An 18,028-nucleotide genomic window follows, 5' to 3' on the forward strand; every position below is an offset into this window, starting at 1 on the left:
GACCTCGCGCCGGTGGGGGCTGTTCCGCATCCGGGACCTCCCTCGAAAGCTCCCATGACCGAACCCATGCGGGTCCGCTTCAAGCGGCTTCCCCACAACCCCGACCTGCCGCTCCCCGCCCGGCAGACTCCCGGCTCGGCCGGCTACGACGTGGCCTCGGCCGAGCCGGACTTCGTGCTGCAGCCCGGCGAGCGGCGCCTGGTGGTGACCGGGCTCGCCATCGAGCTGCCGGATGGCGTGGAGTGCCAGGTGCGCCCGCGCTCGGGGCTGGCGCTTCGCCACGGCATCACCCTTCCCAACTCGCCGGCGACGATCGACCCCGACTACCGGGGCGAACTCAAGGTGATCGTGTGGAACGCGGGGACGGAGCCGGTGCCCGTTCCGCGCGGAACGCGCATCGCGCAGCTGGTGTTCGCCCGCTTCCTGGCGCCCGAGGTGGAAGAAGCGGACGAGTTGAGCGAGTCCGGCCGGGGCGAATCGGGCTTCGGGTCTACCGGCCGCTGAGGGCGCGCCCGCCCGGCATGGCCCGTGCATCTGGCCGCGGCGACTTCCGGGGCGCCGGGTTGCGGGGGTACGTGGGGGGGCCTAGCTTTGCAGGCTCCGATATTTCCACGGTTTGCACGCCGAAACGACGCGCCCGCGGGTTCTGCCCCCGGTCGAGAAAGTTACGACGAAAGACATGTTTCGCTGGTTACGGTCTGGCAGCTTCATCCCGGTGAACGACATCGCCGTCGATCTGGGGACGGCGAATACGCTCGTATACGTAAAGGGCGAGGGGATCGTCCTGAACGAGCCCTCGGTGGTGGCGGTGGAAAAAGCCACCAACCGCATCAAGGGAATCGGGCTGGAGGCCAAGCGCATGCTGGGCCGCACCCCCGAAGGCATCACCGCCGTGCGCCCGCTCAAGGACGGGGTGATCGCCGACGTGGACGTAACGGAGATCATGCTCCGCTACTTCCTGCAGACGGTCACCAGCAAGCGGTTCCTGAAGCTGAAGCCCACCGTGGTGGTGGGCGTGCCCAGCGGCATCACCGAGCTGGAGCGGCGGGCCGTGCGGCAGAGCGCGGCGGCGGCGGGGGCCAAGGAGGTCTACATGGTGGCCGAGCCGATGGCCGCAGCCATCGGCGTTGGGCTGCCGGTAGAAACGCCTACGGGCAACATGGTCATCGACATCGGCGGCGGCACCACCGAGATCGCGGTGATCGCGCTGTCGGGCATCGTGTGCGACACCAGCATCCGCGTGGGGGGCGACGAGATCGACAACGCCATCGTCACCTTCATGCGCAAGAACTACAACCTGATGATCGGCGAGGCCACGGCCGAAGCCGTCAAGATCCAGATCGGCAGCGCGTACAGCACCGGCGACGAGCGGGAGATGGACGTCAAGGGGCGCGACCTGGTGTCGGGCATTCCCAAGACGGTGAGGGTGCACTCGCAGGAGATCCGCGAGTGCATCCAGGAGCCCATCCAGGCCATCGTCGAGGCGGTTCGCCGGGCGCTGGAGATCACCCCCCCCGAGCTGGCCAGCGACATCGTCGACCGGGGGATCGTGATGACGGGCGGCGGCGCGCTGATCCGGGGGCTCGACAGCCTGATCGCACGTGAAACCAACCTTCCCATCCACGTCGACGAGGACCCGCTCACCTGCGTCGTGCGCGGCGCCGGGCGCATCCTGGACGACGTGGCCAAGTACAGAGGAGTGTTGACGTCCTGAGCGCGTTCAGACCTTACCTGCGCGGCGCGGGCGAGCGCGGCCGCAAGCGGGACCTGGCCCTGGCGGGGGTGTTCGCCGCCCTTTCGCTGCTCCTGCTGCTGATGCCCGAGCCCTACCGCGACGGCGTGGGCCACGCCCTGCGCGCCACGGCGCTGCGGCCGGTGCTGGCCATGCAGCGCGGCGCGGCCGACCGCCACGGCCGCTATTCCGACGCGGCGCGCCTGCGCGCCGAGCGCGACAGCCTGGCGGCCTACCTGGTGGGGCAGGCCACGCTGGCCGCCGAAAACCGCGAGCTGCGGGGCCTGCTGGGCTTCCGCGAGCGGCTGGCCTACTCGTTCGTTCCCGCCGAGGGGCGGTGGATGGCGGGCCCCGGCTCCGACGGGATGCTTCGCCTTTCGGCCGGGCGGCGCGACCGGGTGACCGACGGCGCCGCGGTGATCACCGCCGAGGGCTTGGCGGGGCAGGTGTCGCAGCTGGGGTCGGAGTCGGCCATCATGCGGGCGTGGATGCACCCCAACTTCCGCGCCTCGGTGATGACGCTGGACGGCGAGACGTACGGGGTGGCCGAGCCCATCGAGCGCAACGGCGAGCGGCTGCTGGCCTTCAGCCCGGTGGCCTTCCACACGGCCCCCGACACGGGGGCCATGATCGTCACCTCGGGCGAGGGCGGCGTGTACCCGCAGGGCATTCCGGTGGGCCGGGTGGCGGGAACGGGCAAGGACCCCGACGGCTGGCAGCGCATCTACTACGTCCGGCCGCTGGTGGCGCCCGCGCAGATGGCGCACGTGCTGGTGCTGGGCCAGCCGGTGACGGGACGTTCGGACCAGAACCTGGCGGGGGCCTGGGGAGTGCGGCTCACCGCCCCGCCCCCGTCGGCCGACACGGCCCGCCCGCTTTCGCCCGACGCGGCGGCGCCGGCGCGGCCCGCGCAAACGCGGCCGCAGGCGCGCCCGCAGACCCGCCCGGCTCCGCGCCCGCGCAGGGTAGATCCAACGCCGGAACTGCCGGGAACCCCGGTGTTCCCAGGCGAGCCGCGGGTGCCGCCGGGACTGCCGGCGCCCCGAAATCCGTCGGCCGCTGCCGACACCAGCCGTGTGGAGTGAGGGGACGTGACCGAGGGGACGCGCTGGCAATTCGTGGGGTTCGTGGCGGTGCTCGCGCTGCTGTACTTCGTGCTGCGGGTGGGGCTGGGGCTGGGCGCCTTTGCGCCCGACCTGCTCCTGGTGGCGCTGCTGCTGGCGGCGCGCCGCATGCGGGCGGGGTGGGCGGCGGGGCTGGGGTGCCTCCTGGGCGTGCTGGACGGCGCCGCCAACCCGCACACGCTGGGGGCCGGCGCGCTGGTGCTGAGCATCCTGGGGTACATCGGGGCGCGCTCGCGCGAGGTGGTGGCGGGCGACAGCCCGGTGCTGCTGGCCGCCTACCTGTTCATCGGCAAGTGGCTGTACGACGCGGGGATGTACCTGCTGATGATGGTGAACGACAGTGCCGGGCCGGTGACGGTGCTGGCCTTCTCGCTGGTGGCCGCGGCGTATGCCGCCGCGGCCGGGGTGGCCGCGGCGTCGGCGTACCGGGCGGTGGCATAGAGATGAGCAGGATGCTTTCCGAGGGTAGTTCGATGGCGGTTCCCCGGCTGCCCGAGGTGGCCCGGTGAAGCGCTATCGTGCCGTGCGCCTGGGCGACCCGGTCCTCTTCTGGCTGGTGGTGGGGCTGGCGCTGTTCGGCATCGCCATGATCTTCAGCGCGGGGATGGTGGACGTACCCGGCACCCGCGCCGAGGGAACGTGGAAGCAGCAGCTGATGTGGTTCAGCCTGGCCATGCCCATCCTGTACATGATCCTGAAGGTTCGGATCGGGTGGCTGGAGTGGGGGGCGCAGCCGGCGTACGCGCTGGGGCTGGTGCTGCTGATGGCCGCGCTGGTGTTCGGCAGCGGCGGCACCACGGGCGCCAGCACCAAGAGCTGGATCCGCATTGGGCCGGTGGGCCTTCAGCCGTCGGAGATGGCCAAGATCGCCACGGTGCTGATGCTGGCGCGCGTGCTGGGCGAGTGGCGCGAGCCGCCGAAGACGCTGTGGCAGCTGTGGAAGCCCATCGGCGTGGTGGCCCTGCCCATGGGGCTGGTGATGCTGCAGCCGGACCTGGGCTCGGCGCTGGCCTTCGCGGCGATCCTGGTGTGGTCGCTGTACTGGGCGGGCACCCCGCTGGCCACCATCTTCTTCCTGGTCAGCCCGCTGCTCAGCTTGTTCCTTTCCATCAGCGCATGGGTGTGGGGCGTGTACATCGTCCTGCTGCTGGCCATGCTGTTCTATCGCAACGCGTTCCTGTCGGAGAAGGTTTCCATCTTCGTGGCCAACGCGGTGGCGGGCGCGGTGGCGCTGCCGCTGTGGAACGTGCTGAAGCCGTACCAGAAGAACCGTTTCCTGGTGTTCCTGGACCCCAGCATCGACCCGCGGGGGAGCGGCTACAACCTGATCCAGAGCCGCGTGGCCATCGGCAGCGGCGGATGGTTCGGCAAGGGGTACCTGGAGGGGCCGCAGAAGCGGCTGGCCTTCCTTCCCGAGCAGCACACCGACTTCATCTTTTCCGTCATCGGCGAGGAGCTGGGCTTCGTCGGCGTGATGGCGGTGCTGATCACCTTCGGCCTGATCTTCTGGCGGCTGATCCGCATCGCCGAGCGCTCGCGCGATCCCTTTGCCTCGCTGGTGCCCATCGGCCTGCTGGGAAGCTGGTTCACCCACGTGCTGATCAACGTGGGGATGACGGTGGGCGTGATGCCCGTCACCGGCATTCCGCTGCCCTTCATCAGCTACGGCGGCTCGTTCCTCCTGGTGAACCTGCTGGCCATGGCCGTCATCCAGCGAATCGCCGCCGAAAAGGCGCGCTAGCCCCACTCGGGGCTGGCGCGCCTCTCGGTGTGGCCTCCGTCCGTATTCCACCGCATCCAACTCCGGTCCTCATGGCCTGGTTTCGCAAGCCCAAGACGCGCCTGCAGGCGGCCGACCGCCGCGACCTGCCCGGCGAGCTGTGGGAAAAGTGCCCCAACTGCAACGACATCCTCTACACCCAGAAGCTTAAGGAGAACTGGAACGTCTGCCCCAGCTGCGCGTTTCACCTGCGCCTTTCGGCCGACGGGTACGTGTCGCTGCTGATCGACGAGGGCACGTTCACCGAGTTCGACGCCGACCTGCGCTCGGCCGACCCGCTGGGGTTCGTAGACCTGAAGGCCTATCGCGACCGGCTGATCGCGGCGGAGCGCAAGAGCACCCACGGCGACGCGGTGCTCACCGGCGACGGCGAACTGGACGCGGTTCCCGTTTCCATCGGCGTGATGGACTTTTCCTTCATCGGCGGGTCGATGGGCTCCGTCGTGGGCGAAAAGCTGGCGCGCGCGGGGCTGCGGGCGCTGGAGGGGCGCAAGCCGCTGATCATCATCTCGCAGTCGGGCGGGGCGCGGATGATGGAGGGGATCTTCAGCCTGATGCAGATGGCCAAGACCTCGGCCGTCCTCGCGCAGCTTCACGAGGAGGGGCTGCCCTACGTGTCGATCCTGACGGACCCCACCACGGGCGGCGTGACGGCGTCGTACGCCATGCTGGGCGACATCAACGTGGCCGAGCCCAACGCGCTGATCGGCTTCGCGGGGCCGCGGGTGATCGAGCAGACCATCAAGCAGGAGCTGCCGGAAGGCTTCCAGCGCTCGGAGTTCCTGCTGGAGTTCGGCATGCTCGACGACATCATCGACCGGCGGAAGATGAAGCCGTACGTGTCGCGGATGCTGCGGCACATGATGGGACTGCCCGCGTCGGAGGCGGCGCGGGCCTGGGAAGCGGCGTGAAGCCCGACGATCCCGCGGCCTGGCTCTTCGCCCGCACCTCGGGCGGCATCCGCTGGGGGCTGGAACGGACGGAAGAACTGCTCGCCGGTGCGGACCATCCGCACCGGCGATTCGCTTCCGTGCACGTGGCGGGCACCAACGGCAAGGGCTCGGTGTCGGCGTTGTGCGAGTCCGCGATGCGCGCCGCGCACCCGGGGCGGACGATCGGCCTATACACCTCGCCGCACCTGGTGTCGTTCCGCGAGCGCATCCGCATCGGCGGGCATCCGGTGGATGCGGAGCTGCTCGCGGCGTGCGAGGCCCGGCTGCGTCCCACCATCGAGCGGACTGAGGCCACCTTCTTCGAGGCCACCACGGCGCTCGCCTTTCTCTGCTTCGCCGAGGCGGGTGTGGACCTGGCGGTCGTGGAGGTCGGCTTGGGCGGGCGGCTGGATTCCACGAACGTGATCAGCCCGCTCGCCGTCGCCGTGACGAACGTGGCGCGAGACCACACGGAGTACTTGGGCGAGTCGCTGGAGGAGATCGCGGCGGAGAAGGCGGGCGTCTTCAAGCCCGGTGTCCCGTCCATCACGGCCGAGACCGCGGCGGGGCCGCTGGACGTGCTGCGCCAGCGCGCGGCGGAGGTCGGCGCGCCGCTGACGGAGCTGGACCGCGCGGCGCGCATCGGCGACGTCTCACTCTCGCTCGAGGGGACACGCTTCAGCCTGGGGTCGGAGCGTTGGGGGAGCCACGAGGTCCGGATTCCGCTGATCGGGGCGCACCAGGCGCGCAACGCGGCGCTGGCGGCGGAACTGTTGGGACTTCTGCCCGATGACGTCCGTCCTGGATGGGAAGCGATCGAGCGGGGGTTCGCGGAGGTGCGCTGGGCGGGGCGGATGCAGGTGGAGCGCATCCGTGGTGGAACGTGGATCTTCGACGTGGCGCACAACCCTGCGGGCGTGCAGGCGCTTTGCGAGTCGCTGGACCAGGTCGCGTTCGACCGCCCGCTGGTGGTGATCGCCGCCATCCTCGCGGACAAGGAGTGGGACGAGATGCTGCCGCCGCTGCTAGCCCGTGCGGACGCCGCCATCCTCACCACCGCGCCGACTGCACCGGAGGGCCGGCGGTGGGACCCGGAGCACGTCGCGCGCTCGCTGGACGCGCAGATCCCCATCCGCGTGATCCCCGACCTTTCCGCAGCCCTGATGCGCGCCGAGACGATGGCGCCCTACGGAACCGTGCTCGTCACCGGCTCGGTGCACACGGTCGGCGACGCATTGGCGGCACTGGAAATCCCCGTCGTCTAGCGACGCAGTTCGACCGGGACTGCGTCGAGAAGCCCCACTTCCAGCGCGCCCCAGAAGCCAATGAGGATAGCCTCGGCGGCATCGTGGCGCAGGGAAGTGGGGCGGGGGGCGCCGGACCACTCGATGATGCGGCGGGCGAACGGATCGGCGTTGCTCTTGGCCTGCGCGCCGGTGCGCTGCTCGCGGCCGTACAGCAGGCGTTGCCGCCACACCTCCGCGCCGATCCGCAGGACCTCGAGCGCGCGTTTCTCGGCCTCGTTCTCCCAGATCCCGGCCAGGTTGCCGCCGCCCTCCAGAACGAGCCAGCGTACCTCTGGCAGCGTGTTCAGAAGGCCGTGCACCGCGCGCCGCAGCCTCGACGCACTGCCGAAGTTCTGCGATCGATACCACCGCAGCCGTCCATCATCCCCGTACAGCGCCAGCCCCGTCCGGAGCCCCAGGTCCACCGCGAGCAGCGACATGCGCGGGCATCGGAGCAAGTCGTCTGCCCGCGCTCAGCTGCCCAGGCGGAACTCGGGCGTGATGGTGATGCGATCGGGACCGTTGGCGAGTTCCAGCCGGCCGGCGCGGCTCTCGATGTAGATCATCAGGTTGGTTCCGCCCGGAAGTGCGGCGGATGGAGCGAGGATGGCCCGGTGATCGTCGTCGATCACGGCGCGCGCCGCGAGCGCCCGGCAGCGTGCCAGGTCGTACGGATCATCGCTCCGCAGCGCAGCGGGGGTGAGGTCGTAGCGATGGAGCGTGGCAGGGCAGGTGAGGTCGAGAACGGGGCCGACGGACACGTCGATGGACACGAGGTCGCGTCGCAAAGCCCCGGCTCCATAGGCGGTTACGTGCTTCTCGAACTCTGCGATGGCCGTCTCTGGCGTGAAAGATGTGTATAAACAAGGAAGGCGGGGCCGCCGGCTATTCCAGCGACCCCGCCCGGCTTTCAAGATCCACCCCAGATGCAGTGGCTCGGCGCCGACAGGGACGTGTCTCCAGACACGCCGCGTCACTCTCATATCACACGTACGCTCCAGACTCGATCGTCGCGAGGAGTTCGATCACCGATTCGATGGCACCGGTTCGCAGCAGCGAAGCGGGCGTGCGGCCCCTGAGCGCGGGGACGGACGAATGCAGCCACTCGGCGGCAGCGGTCTCGGTGCCGAACACCGCAGTGAGCAGGTGCCGTAGCTCACGAAGAGTTTCCAGCCGGTCGCGGGCAGCGCCGCGAGGCGTAAACTTGCACGTTCTCCAGCGACGCACCGTACGCTCCGTGGTTTTGAGGGCAACGCCGATTTCGCCGTAGTTCAAAGCCAGCGCGGAATGCGCCCAGTCGATCACATCCGCCGCCGCCCGCCGCTCCGTCTGCACAAGACTCATCATCAAACCTCCGGGTGTGGCAACTATCGGACGCAATGTACATCGGCCCTGTTGTCCGATCAAGTGTCCTGCGATTTGTCCGGTCTGCGCACGCGCTGGACGGGACTCTGACTGGCGAACCGGTTGCTCTGCCCGGGCGGGGGAAGATACATTCTCCGGCTATGTCGAACTCCAACTTTCAGGCGCTGCCCGGGTTCCGGGACTTCTATCCCGACGATCTCGCCATCCGCACGCACATCATGGCGGCGTGGCGCGAGGTGGCGCGCCGCTACGGATTCCAGGAATACGACGGGCCTCCGCTGGAGCCGCTGGAGCTGTACACGGAAAAGTCGGGGCCCGAGATCGTCAAACAGCTGTACGACTTCGTCGACAAGGGCAGTCGGCACGTGGCGCTGCGCCCGGAGATGACGCCCACGCTGGCGCGCATGGCCGGCGCGCGTGCGGGCGGAATGCGGAAGCCCATCAAGTGGTTCTCGCTGCCGCAGCTGTTCCGCTACGAGCGGGCGCAGCGCGGGCGCCTGCGCGAGCACTTTCAGCTGAACTTCGACATCCTGGGCGAGGAAGAGGTCGCCGCCGATGCCGAGCTGCTGGCCGCCGCCATCGACATCCTGCGCGTGCTGGGGCTTACCGCCGACGACTTCGTGGCGCGCATCTCCGACCGCAGGCTGCTGCGCGCGCTGCTCCTGCACGCGGGGACGCCCGAAGACCAGCTGATCCTGGTCTACAACATCATCGACAAGCTGGAGCGCGATTCGCGCGAAGTGATCGCGAAGCGGCTGACGGGCGAGGCGGGGCTGACGGACGAGGCGGCGGAGCGGGTGCTCGACATCTTCCGCTACACCGACTTCGACGCGGTGCGCCAGGCGTACGGGTCCACCGAGGGCGTGGGGCCCGAGATCGAGCGGATGGGCCAGTTCTTCGGCGCGCTGCGGGCGATGGGGCTGGGCGACTACGTGCGCTTCGACCTGTCGATCGTGCGCGGGCTGGCGTACTACACGGGGATCGTCTTCGAGCTGTTCGACACCCGCGGCGAGCTGCGCGCCATCTGCGGCGGCGGGCGCTACGACAACCTGCTCAAGCAGATCGCGGGTGTGGACCTGCCGGCGCTCGGCTTCGGGATGGGCGACGTGGTGCTGAAGGAGCTGCTGACCGACCGCGGCTTGCTGCCGTCGACGAAGCAGAGCGTGGACTACTACCTGATCGCCGTCACCCCCGAGCAGCGCGACGACATGCTCGCGCTCGCGCACCGGCTGCGCGAAACGGGCGCCTCGGTGGAGTACGGGCTCAAACAGGCTGGGGTCGGCAAGCAGTTCAAGAACGCGTCCGCCGTGGGCGCGCGCCGCACCGTCGTCCTGGGTCCCGACGAACTGGCGGAAGGTGTCGCCGTCGTCAAGGAGATGGAGACCGGCCATGAGTCGCGCGTCCCCCTGGCCGAGCTGGGCCGACCGTGACGCCCGCGCCGGCAACGTACGGCTGAGCCGGCGCGGGCTTTCCGCGCAAGCAGGTGTGCGTTCGGAAATTGGAGGGCGGCATGACGGGGACGACCAGCAGCCTGGTGACCGCGGAGGAGCTGTTCCGGATGCCGGACAGCAATACGCGCCGGGAACTGATCCGCGGAGTGATCCACGACCGGCCGCTCGCAGGGTGGCGGCATGCACGGCTCGCGAGCAACGGGCTCTTCGCGCTGAACGAGCACGTGTACCGCCGCGGAGTGGGCGAGGTGGTGGGTCCCGCCGGTTTCCTGGTGGAGCGTGCTCCCGATACCGTCCTGGCTCCAAGTTTCGCGTTCGTGGCGGCAGGGCGGTGGACGCCTCCGGCGCGCTACGAAGATGATTTCTACTTCGAGGGCGCACCGGACCTCGCGGGCGAGGTCGTGTCCGACGCGCGTTCAGCGGCGGATCTCCCAGCCAGGGTGGCTCGCTGGCTGAACGCGGGAACGCGTGTGGTGCTGGTCATCGACTACGATCGCGTGACTGCCACGCTCTTTCGCCCCGGGAGCCACCCGGCCGAACTCGGTGCTGACGAGGAGATGGACCTGTCTGACCTGGTTCCCGGGATGAACGTGCCTGTACGCCGCCTGTTCGAGCGCTGAGCCGAATCGGATTTCCTCGCAACTGACATCGCCGCCGCCTTCATCGGCGGCCTGACCGATACCGATCTCATGGCCAACGAAAAAGCGCTGACCACCCAGGCCGAAGACTTCAGCGCCTGGTACAACGAAGTGGTGCTCAAGGCCGAGCTGGCCGACTACTCGCCCGTGCGCGGATGCATGGTCATTCGCCCCTACGGCTACCGCCTGTGGGAGCTGATGCGCGACCGGCTGGATCTGCGCTTCAGGGAAACCGGGCACCAGAACGCCTACTTTCCGCTCTTCATCCCGCAGAGCTTCCTGGCCCGCGAGGCCGAGCACGTGGAAGGGTTCGCCAAGGAAGCGGCCATCGTCACCCACACGCGACTCAAGGCGGTGGAGGGCGGTGGGCTGATCCCCGACCCCGACAGCAAGCTCGAGGAGCCGCTGATCGTGCGGCCCACGTCGGAAACGATCATCTACGAGATGTTCAGCAAGTGGGTGCAGAGCTACCGCGACCTGCCGCTGCTGTACAACCAGTGGGCGAACGTCGTCCGGTGGGAAATGCGCACCCGCTTGTTCCTGCGCACCACCGAGTTCCTGTGGCAGGAGGGCCACACCGCGCACGCCACGCACGACGAGGCAGAGGCCGAGACGCTGCAGATGCTGGGCGTGTACCGCGAGTTCATGGAAGAATGGCTCGCGATGCCGGTGGTCACCGGGCAGAAGAGCGAGTCCGAGAAGTTCGCAGGCGCGCTGCGCACCTACACGTGCGAGGCGATGATGGGCGACAACAAGGCGCTGCAGAACGGCACCTCGCACAACCTGGGGCAGAACTTCGCCAAGCAGTTCGCGTTGAAGTTCGCCAGCGAGAGCGGGGCCGAGGAGTTCGCCTGGAACACGTCGTGGGGCGCCAGCACCCGCATGGTGGGCGGCCTGGTGATGACCCACGGTGACGACGCGGGGCTGGTGATGCCCCCGCGCGTGGCGCCCATCCAGGTGGTGATCGTTCCCATCTACCGCAAAGACGAGGAGCGCGAGCTGGTGCTGGGCAAGGCGCGCGAGATCGTTGCCGCGCTCGCGGGCATCCGTACGCACGTGGACGATCGCGACAAGCTTACGCCGGGCGCCAAGTTCTTCGAGTGGGAGATGAAGGGCGTGCCCTTCCGCATCGAGGTGGGCCCCAAGGACATCGCCAAGGGCCAGGTGGTGCTGGCGCGGCGCATTCCCGAAGGCGAGCAGCGCAAGGAGTTCCTTCCCGAGGCAGAGGTGCTGGCGTCGATGGCGCAGCGGCTGGAGGACTACCAGGCCTTCCTGCTGGAGCGCGCCCGCGCGCGCCGCGACGCCAACTCGCACCGGGGCGTGGATTCGTACGACCGCTTCCGCGAGATCATGGACGGCCCGGGCGGGTTCGTCTACGCGGGCTGGTGCGGCTCGGGCGAGTGCGAGGAAAAGGTGAAGGACGACACCAAGGCCACCATCCGCTGCTTGCCGTTCGAGGAGTTCCGCTCCGAGACGGCGCCCGAGGCATGCCTGGTGTGCGGCGCGGCCGCCCAGCACGAGGCGGTCTGGGCCAAGTCGTACTGACACGGAAAAGGGCCGCCCTGCGGGCGGTCCTTGTTTCTGGCGCGGCGGTTCGAGCGACAGCGTCAAACAGCGGAGGAATACGATTGGAGAACATCGCTGAGCCTTTGGCGGCCGAGGCGTTCCCGCGCGTGGGCGGGGTGCTGCACTGCGAGAACGTTCCCATGCAGGAGCTGGTGGCCCGCTGGGGGACGCCCCTGTACGTGTACAGCCAGAACGCCATCCGCGACCGCTTCCGCGAGCTGGACGACGCGCTGTCGCCGGTGCCCCACCTGATCGCCTACTCGGTGAAGGCCAACGGCAACCTGGCCGTTCTCCGCACCCTCGCCGACTTGGGCGCCGGAGCCGACATCGTTTCCGGCGGCGAGCTTCACCGGGCGCTGCTGGCGGGCATTCCCCCGGAGCGCATCGTCTTCAGCGGGGTGGGGAAGACGGTGATCGAGCTGGCGGCCGCGCTTTCCGCTGGCATCTACGCCTTCAACGTCGAGAGTGAGGGCGAGCTCTGCGCCCTTTCGGACCTTGCGTGCGCCATGGGCACCCGCGCGCCCGTGGCGCTGCGCGTGAACCCCGACATCGACACCCCCACGCCGCACGCGTACACCCGCACCGGCCACGCGGCGACCAAGTTCGGCATCGCCGCGGCGCGGGCGCGCACGCTGTACAGCATCGCCGCCAAGATGCCGGGCGTGCGGGTGCGCGGAATCGACGTGCACATCGGCTCGCAGATCCTGGAGGTGGGCCCCTTCCGGCAGGCGCTGGACTACGTGCTGGACCTGGCGCACGAGCTGAAGCGCGAAGAGGTGGAGCTGGAGTTCCTGGACCTGGGCGGTGGGCTGGGGATCAGCTACGAGGGCGGGCCGCGGATCTCCGCGGCGGAGTGGGCCGACGAGATCGTTCCCGCCGTCGCCGCGACGGGGCTGAAGCTGGTGGTGGAGCCGGGGCGCTTCCTGGTGGGCGAATCGGGCGCGCTGCTGACGCGGGTGCTGTACGTCAAGGAGGGCGGCGGCAAGCGCTTCGTGATCACCGACGCGGGGATGAACGACCTGCTGCGCCCCAGCCACTACTCGGGGTGGCACGCCGTGGAGCCGGTGGAGCCGCACGGCCGCGCTCGGGGCCACGTGGACGTGGTGGGCCCGATCTGCGAGACGGGCGACTTCCTGGCGCTGGACCGCGAGATGGAGGTGCCCAAACCCGGCGAGCTGCTGTCCATCATGACGGTGGGCGCGTACGGCTTTTCCATGTCCAGCCAGTACAACCAGCGCCCGCGCCCCGCCGAGGTGATGGTGGACGGGGCCGAGGCCACGCTGGTCCGCCGCCGCGAGACGGTGGACGACCTGGTCGCCGCCGAGATGGACCTTTGATCTCGCCGTCAGCCGCACACGAAAGCGCCTCCGGGACCCGACGTCACGGAGGCGCTTTTCTCTTCGTGTGGACCCGCGTCAGCGCCGCGATTCGAGGTACGCGGCGGGGCGCAGCACCAGGATGCCGCAGAGCTGCTGGCCGTACCACACGCCGAAGTGCGCCTGGTCGCCCGTGATCAGGTGGGTGGCGCCGCTGATGACCGCCGCCGCTAGGATGGGGCGGTCCTTGTCCGGGAGGATCACGTCGCGCGGCAGCGCCCACGTTCCCCGCTCATGCACGATGCGCAGCCCGCCCGCGAGCACGTCCAGCCACTCCACCTGCTCGGCGCGCATCAGGTTCCGGCGCGCCTCCTCGATGGCGTACGCCGAGGTGACCAGCTCCACGCCGGGCAGGGACCAGAACCGCGCCAGCCGTGACTCGGTGCGGTACGCGGCCGAAAACAGCACGTTGGCGTCCAGGAACAGGACGTCCACGCCTCAGGACGAGGGCTGCTCGTGCGGGATGCCGTCGGGGTCCAGCCCCATGCGGCGCACCTCGGCGGCGGCCCAGCGGTACTCGTCGGCCCCGATGGCGTTGTTGAGCAGGAACTCGGCCTTGCGCTGGAGCGTGTACCGCTCGAACGGAAGAACCACGGCTGGCTTGAGCATGATGCCCTCCTCTGTGGGCTCGGCGATGAGGGTGGCGCCTTCTTCGAGGCCGTACTGGCGGCGAAGCGCGGCCGGCAGCACGATCGCGCCTCGCTTCCCTACCTTGATGGATTCCGACTGTGCCACGGTGTAGCTCCTGCAGAATGTATGAAGATCAGAAAATCTGCAAGGGGCAGGAGGTGGGCGCAATGGTCTTGGTACCACCTCTGGCGCGGACGGAGCGGAAATGTGCGCCAGGTGGCGTCAGCCGTGAGTGTTTGCGCCAAAGAAGAACGCCTCCGGGACCCAGGGTCCCGGAGGCGTTTCCTTCATCCTTCGTCCGGCTTTGCTCAGTCCGCGGTCGCGGCAAGGCGCTGGCGTTCGGCGGCTGCGCCTTCGCGGTCGAACCGGTCCACCGTCGCCGCGAGCGATCCCGGCGGCACCACGCGCCTGGACTCGGGCGCGGTTTCGCGGGCGAAGGCCCCGGCGATCTGCCCGTAGTTGGAGTTGGGATGCCAGAGGATCCAGTCCTCCAGTCCCAGATCGTACACGGCGCGCATCTGGTCGCGCGCCTGCTGCGGGCCGTAGCGGAAGCCGCGGTCGTTCCACGTGGCCGTGAACGCCTGCAGCCAGGGAACGATGCGGGCCGGCTGGATCCCGGCCTCCTTCAGCCGCTGGTTGCGGATGACGCCCATTCCCACGGAGTGCAGCACCGTCTGGTACGGCATGCGGTTGGGACGGGCGATGCCGGCCAGGTGCGTGGGAAAGTAGTGCGAGGGGTAGACCATCGGCAGCACGCCGTCGACCGTGGCGGAGATGCGCTCCCACTGCTGCCCGATCCCCACGTCGCGCGACTCGTTCATCGACAGGCCGAACACGTCCGCCGTGATCGTGGCCCCCAGCGGATGGATGCGCGCCCGTGCGGCGGCCAGGAACCCCGCGATGGCGTCCGTCCGGTCGCCCGCGCTGTCCGCCGCGGGATGCACCTGCAGCGGAAGGCTGCCGTACTGCTCCGGGAAGCGCACGTAGTCGAACTGCACCTCGCGGAACCCGGCGCGCACCGCCTCTTCGGCGATGGCGATGTTCATCTCCCACACGCCGCGCTCCCACGGGCTGACCCAGGTGAGGTCCTGGTGGTCGCGCCACGGCTCGCCCTTGGGCGTGCGGATGGACCACTGGGGGCGAACGCGGGACAGGCGCCGGTCCTTGAACACCACCACGCGGGCGATGGGGTGGATGCCGTGCGCCCGCAGGGTGTCGGCGACCGCCTTCAGGTCGCGGACGGGAATGCTCCCCGGGTGCGTGGCCTCCATGGCCAGCGGGATGCCGCTGTGATAGCGCACCCCGTCCTCGTCCTTGACGTCGACCACGAACGCGTTGATTTCGGTGGTGTCGGCCAGGGCCAGCAGCTCGGCGCGGCGCACCGGGTTGCCCATGGCGTACGAGCTCACGTAGATGCCGCGGATGATGGGCGGCATCGTTTCGCGCGGGGCGGGCGGCGCGGGCTGCCGCGAAGCCGGCGTTTCGGCCGCCAGCCGGCTGGCGAGCCCCACCTCGCGGATGGCGTTCTGTTCGAGGGCGTCGCAGCTCGCGGAGGCGAGCGCGGAAAGGACGAGGAACGGCGCGACGGTACGGCGACCCACGAACCACATGTCGATACCACGGAGCAGAAGCGCGGACGTGCGGCGGGGCCGGGGGAGCCCCGCTCAGGGACGGACGATGGCGAAGACCGGGACCAGGACGAGCGTCGGCGGGCGCCCCGGAGAGGGCCCTTCGCGACGCAAACGGATGGTGGCGATCCGCCGATGAAAGGCACCGCAGAAAGGGTGCCGAGTTTACTCCCGGAACCGCCCCACCGCAAGGCGGATCGCGGTGCGAACGCTACTCGCCCCGGATGGCCGGGGCGCGGCGGCTCCGGACCAGGTCGCGCGCCAGGTGCGGCAGCAGGAACCAGGGCTCCACCAGGTAGCGCCGCCAGACCCGTCGCGGGTGCGAGCACAGCCGATACAGCCACTCGAGACCCACCTGGCCCACCCAGCGGGGCGGGGTGGGCAGGGCGCCGGCAAAGAGATCCATCAGCGCGCCCAGGTCGAAGATGGCGGCGGCCGGGAGCCGCTCCAGGTTGTCGACGATCCACTGCTCCTGGCGCGGCATCCCCATGCACACGCAAAGGAGATGGGGGCGGAACTCCTGGATGCGGGCCAGCACCGCCTCGTTCTCGGCGCTGCCCGGGGCCACGTCGAAGTAGCCATGATGGGTTTCGAGCGCAAGGCCGGGATACCGCGCCCGGAACACCTGCGCGGCCTTCGCCTCGACCTCGGGGAGCGATCCCAGGAAGAACACGCGCCAGCCCCGCTGGCTTGCGCGCTCCAGCAGCGCGGGCATCCAGTCGATCGGTGCGTGCCGGTGCGCCCGGCGTGACGGGTAGCCCAGCGCGCGGGCCAGCCACACCAGCGGCATGCCGTCGAGGAAGGTGACGCGCGACTCGGCGTAGAAGCGCCGCATCCGCGGGTCGCGGTGGTACAGGTACACGCTGTGGAGGTTGTGCCCCCCCACCACGCGGCGCTCACCCGACTCCACGGCGCGTTCCACCGCGCCGAGCAGCTCGGCGTCATCCACAAGGTTGAAGCGCACCCCCAGCATCTCGTAGGTGCGCGGCTCGTTCGGCCGCGGGGCCGGAAGGGCACTGCCAGGGTGCATGGAGGTGCGCGTGGGGTCGGGATTGTACGGCCGGTCGCCGCCGGCCATCGGGCGCGACGCGCAAAGGCAAGTTCCGTGCTTCGGCCGTGGGTAGCACACGCCGTCCGCTGGCCTGAACCTTGCCAACCCTGCGGGCGTACCCGTGGGCACACCCGTTCCCGGCCCGGAGCACAACGCCCGTGTTCCCAGCCGCTTGCGGCACGCCCGCCGACTTGCTGCAGGTGATCCGATGCTACTTTCGTTCTCCCCGCGCGCCCGCCCGGCTGTCGCCGCCCTGCTGGCCGCCGTCGCGCTTGCCGGGTGCGAGCTGCTGGGCGACTCTACCGGCCCCAAGCAGACCGCCGGGGCCCAGTGCGACGGCAGCGGCCGCGTGACGCTGGACGGCACGGAGCTCGCCGCCGCGCCCAACGGCTTCGTCGCGGTGGGCACGAAGCTGCTCAGCGCAACCGACTGCAAGGCCGTGCGCTTCGTGGGCGTGTCTCGCCCGGCGCTCTCGTTCAGCCCCGAGGGCGGACGGCTGTCCATGGACACCGCGGCGGCCCACGACTTCGCCAACATCCGTTCCTGGGGCGCCAACACGGTTCGGATCGAGTTGGCGCAGTACTACTGGATGCCGACGGCGCGGGCGTACGACGCGGGCTACGCCCCGCGGGTGGAGCGGGTGGTGCGGCAGGCTCGCCAGGCGGGGCTGTACGTGATCCTGGCGCTGCAGTACAGCGACCGGGGGATCGCCAGCTACGAGCCCGTGGGCAACACGCACCAGCCGATGCCCGATCGCAACCATTCCATCCCGTTCTGGCAGGACGTCGCCAACCGGTTCAAGAACGACGGCGGGGTGCTGTTCGAACTGTTCAGCGAGCCGTTCCCCATCGGGGGCGAGGGCGGGTACAGCAACTGGACGATGTGGAAGAACGGCGGAATGCACCCGGCTGAGAGCACCTACGGGCCGCGGCCGGCGTTCCAGGCGGTGGGCATGCAGGAGCTGTACGACATCGTGCGGGCCACGGGCGCGAAGAACGTAGTGATCCTCACGGGCACCAACTGGGGATACAAGCTCAAGGGCGTGCCCGGCCACCGCGTCAGCGGGTACAATATCGCGTACTCGACGCACCCGTGGAACCACCCGGAGTGGCCCGACGACAACCAGCCCTCCGACTGGGAAGCCGACTGGGCGTTCCTGGCCAAGACCGACCCGGTGATCGCCACCGAGTTCGGCACGCGCGACTGCAAGGAGACGTACGCGCGGGCGCTGATGGACACGGCCGACCAACTGGGCATGGGGTGGATCGCCTGGTCGTGGACGGCGCCTCCCGCGGGCACCTCGCCCGCGCAGAACGGTGCGGCGGACCCCATCTGCGACCGCTCGTTCCTGATCACCGACTGGTCGGGCACGCCCACCCGGGTGGGCGCCGTCATCAAGCAGCGCCTCGGCAGCTACTGACCGGGCGCGCGGCACCCGGAGGCGAGGCGCGGAGGCCATGGCCTCCGCG

General features: G+C 69.7%; 19 protein-coding genes. 12 read left to right on the forward strand and 7 right to left on the reverse strand.

What is annotated here, in order from left to right; all coding sequences use genetic code 11:
* The first annotated feature begins 54 nt into the window (after window positions 1–54).
* From dut to VF632_RS16555, 7 genes are all read left to right on the forward strand, one after another.
* Window positions 55–504, forward strand: a complete 450-nt coding sequence (dut, locus tag VF632_RS16525; RefSeq protein WP_331024027.1) for a dUTP diphosphatase — start codon at window positions 55–57, stop codon at window positions 502–504.
* Between the two features lie 175 nt (window positions 505–679).
* On the forward strand, window positions 680–1,714 hold the full coding sequence (locus VF632_RS16530; protein ID WP_331024028.1) for a rod shape-determining protein: 1,035 nt from the start codon (window positions 680–682) through the stop codon (window positions 1,712–1,714).
* Window positions 1,715–1,782: 68 nt separating this feature from the next.
* Window positions 1,783–2,817: a rod shape-determining protein MreC gene (gene mreC, locus VF632_RS16535; RefSeq protein ID WP_331024029.1), complete on the forward strand. Its 1,035-nt coding sequence runs from the start codon at window positions 1,783–1,785 to the stop codon at window positions 2,815–2,817.
* Between the two features lie 6 nt (window positions 2,818–2,823).
* Window positions 2,824–3,297: a hypothetical protein gene (locus VF632_RS16540; protein WP_331024030.1), complete on the forward strand. Its 474-nt coding sequence runs from the start codon at window positions 2,824–2,826 to the stop codon at window positions 3,295–3,297.
* Between the two features lie 64 nt (window positions 3,298–3,361).
* Window positions 3,362–4,597, forward strand: a complete 1,236-nt coding sequence (gene rodA, locus VF632_RS16545) for a rod shape-determining protein RodA (protein WP_331024031.1) — start codon at window positions 3,362–3,364, stop codon at window positions 4,595–4,597.
* Between the two features lie 71 nt (window positions 4,598–4,668).
* Window positions 4,669–5,547 carry an acetyl-CoA carboxylase, carboxyltransferase subunit beta gene (gene accD, locus VF632_RS16550; RefSeq protein WP_331024032.1) on the forward strand — a complete coding sequence of 293 codons (879 nt, stop codon included), beginning with the start codon at window positions 4,669–4,671 and terminating at the stop codon, window positions 5,545–5,547.
* Entirely contained in the window at window positions 5,544–6,833 is a 1,290-nt protein-coding gene (locus VF632_RS16555) for a folylpolyglutamate synthase/dihydrofolate synthase family protein (RefSeq protein WP_331024033.1), read from the forward strand. The genes accD and VF632_RS16555 overlap by 4 nt, the downstream gene beginning before the upstream one ends.
* Here VF632_RS16555 and VF632_RS16560 read toward each other — a convergent pair.
* The 3 genes from VF632_RS16560 to VF632_RS16570 are packed head-to-tail and all read right to left on the reverse strand — an operon-like array spanning window position 6,830 to window position 8,201.
* Entirely contained in the window at window positions 6,830–7,294 is a 465-nt protein-coding gene (locus tag VF632_RS16560; protein ID WP_331024034.1) for a hypothetical protein, read from the reverse strand. The genes VF632_RS16555 and VF632_RS16560 overlap by 4 nt on opposite strands.
* 33 nt (window positions 7,295–7,327) lie before the next feature.
* Window positions 7,328–7,837 (reverse strand): RES family NAD+ phosphorylase, encoded by a 510-nt coding sequence (locus VF632_RS16565; RefSeq protein WP_331024035.1) that lies wholly within the window; start codon window positions 7,835–7,837, stop codon window positions 7,328–7,330.
* 1 nt (window position 7,838) lies between these two features.
* The gene (locus VF632_RS16570) at window positions 7,839–8,201 is read right to left on the reverse strand and encodes an antitoxin Xre/MbcA/ParS toxin-binding domain-containing protein (RefSeq protein ID WP_331024036.1); all 363 of its coding nucleotides are present in this window, start codon (window positions 8,199–8,201) and stop codon (window positions 7,839–7,841) included.
* A 158-nt stretch (window positions 8,202–8,359) separates the two neighbouring features.
* Here VF632_RS16570 and hisS point away from each other — a divergent pair, with 158 nt between their 5' ends.
* The 4 genes from hisS to lysA all read left to right on the forward strand — a co-directional run bounded on the left by hisS (window position 8,360) and on the right by lysA (window position 13,211).
* Window positions 8,360–9,649, forward strand: coding sequence for a histidine--tRNA ligase (gene hisS, locus VF632_RS16575; protein WP_331024037.1), 1,290 nt, complete (start codon window positions 8,360–8,362; stop codon window positions 9,647–9,649).
* Window positions 9,650–9,729: 80 nt separating this feature from the next.
* A complete protein-coding gene (locus tag VF632_RS16580) occupies window positions 9,730–10,290 on the forward strand; it encodes a Uma2 family endonuclease (RefSeq protein WP_331024038.1) in 561 nt (186 codons plus the stop codon).
* 69 nt (window positions 10,291–10,359) lie between these two features.
* Window positions 10,360–11,853 carry a proline--tRNA ligase gene (gene proS, locus VF632_RS16585; protein WP_331024039.1) on the forward strand — a complete coding sequence of 498 codons (1,494 nt, stop codon included), beginning with the start codon at window positions 10,360–10,362 and terminating at the stop codon, window positions 11,851–11,853.
* Between the two features lie 83 nt (window positions 11,854–11,936).
* Window positions 11,937–13,211 carry a diaminopimelate decarboxylase gene (gene lysA / locus VF632_RS16590; protein ID WP_331024040.1) on the forward strand — a complete coding sequence of 425 codons (1,275 nt, stop codon included), beginning with the start codon at window positions 11,937–11,939 and terminating at the stop codon, window positions 13,209–13,211.
* A gap of 78 nt (window positions 13,212–13,289) precedes the next feature.
* Here the strand turns inward: lysA and VF632_RS16595 are convergent, their stop codons facing one another.
* From VF632_RS16595 to VF632_RS16610, 4 genes are all read right to left on the reverse strand, one after another.
* Entirely contained in the window at window positions 13,290–13,685 is a 396-nt protein-coding gene (locus VF632_RS16595) for a hypothetical protein (RefSeq protein ID WP_331024041.1), read from the reverse strand.
* Window positions 13,686–13,688: 3 nt separating this feature from the next.
* Window positions 13,689–13,985 (reverse strand): AbrB/MazE/SpoVT family DNA-binding domain-containing protein, encoded by a 297-nt coding sequence (locus tag VF632_RS16600; protein WP_331024042.1) that lies wholly within the window; start codon window positions 13,983–13,985, stop codon window positions 13,689–13,691.
* Window positions 13,986–14,188: 203 nt separating this feature from the next.
* On the reverse strand, window positions 14,189–15,490 hold the full coding sequence (locus VF632_RS16605) for a putative glycoside hydrolase (protein WP_331024043.1): 1,302 nt from the start codon (window positions 15,488–15,490) through the stop codon (window positions 14,189–14,191).
* 229 nt (window positions 15,491–15,719) lie between these two features.
* On the reverse strand, window positions 15,720–16,538 hold the full coding sequence (locus tag VF632_RS16610) for a WecB/TagA/CpsF family glycosyltransferase (protein ID WP_331024044.1): 819 nt from the start codon (window positions 16,536–16,538) through the stop codon (window positions 15,720–15,722).
* A gap of 229 nt (window positions 16,539–16,767) precedes the next feature.
* Here VF632_RS16610 and VF632_RS16615 point away from each other — a divergent pair, with 229 nt between their 5' ends.
* The gene (locus VF632_RS16615) at window positions 16,768–17,979 is read left to right on the forward strand and encodes a glycoside hydrolase family 5 protein (protein ID WP_331024045.1); all 1,212 of its coding nucleotides are present in this window, start codon (window positions 16,768–16,770) and stop codon (window positions 17,977–17,979) included.
* Window positions 17,980–18,028: the final 49 nt, after the last annotated feature.

Origin of the sequence: Longimicrobium sp. (assembly GCF_036388275.1) — a bacterium.
Classification (GTDB): domain Bacteria; phylum Gemmatimonadota; class Gemmatimonadetes; order Longimicrobiales; family Longimicrobiaceae; genus Longimicrobium.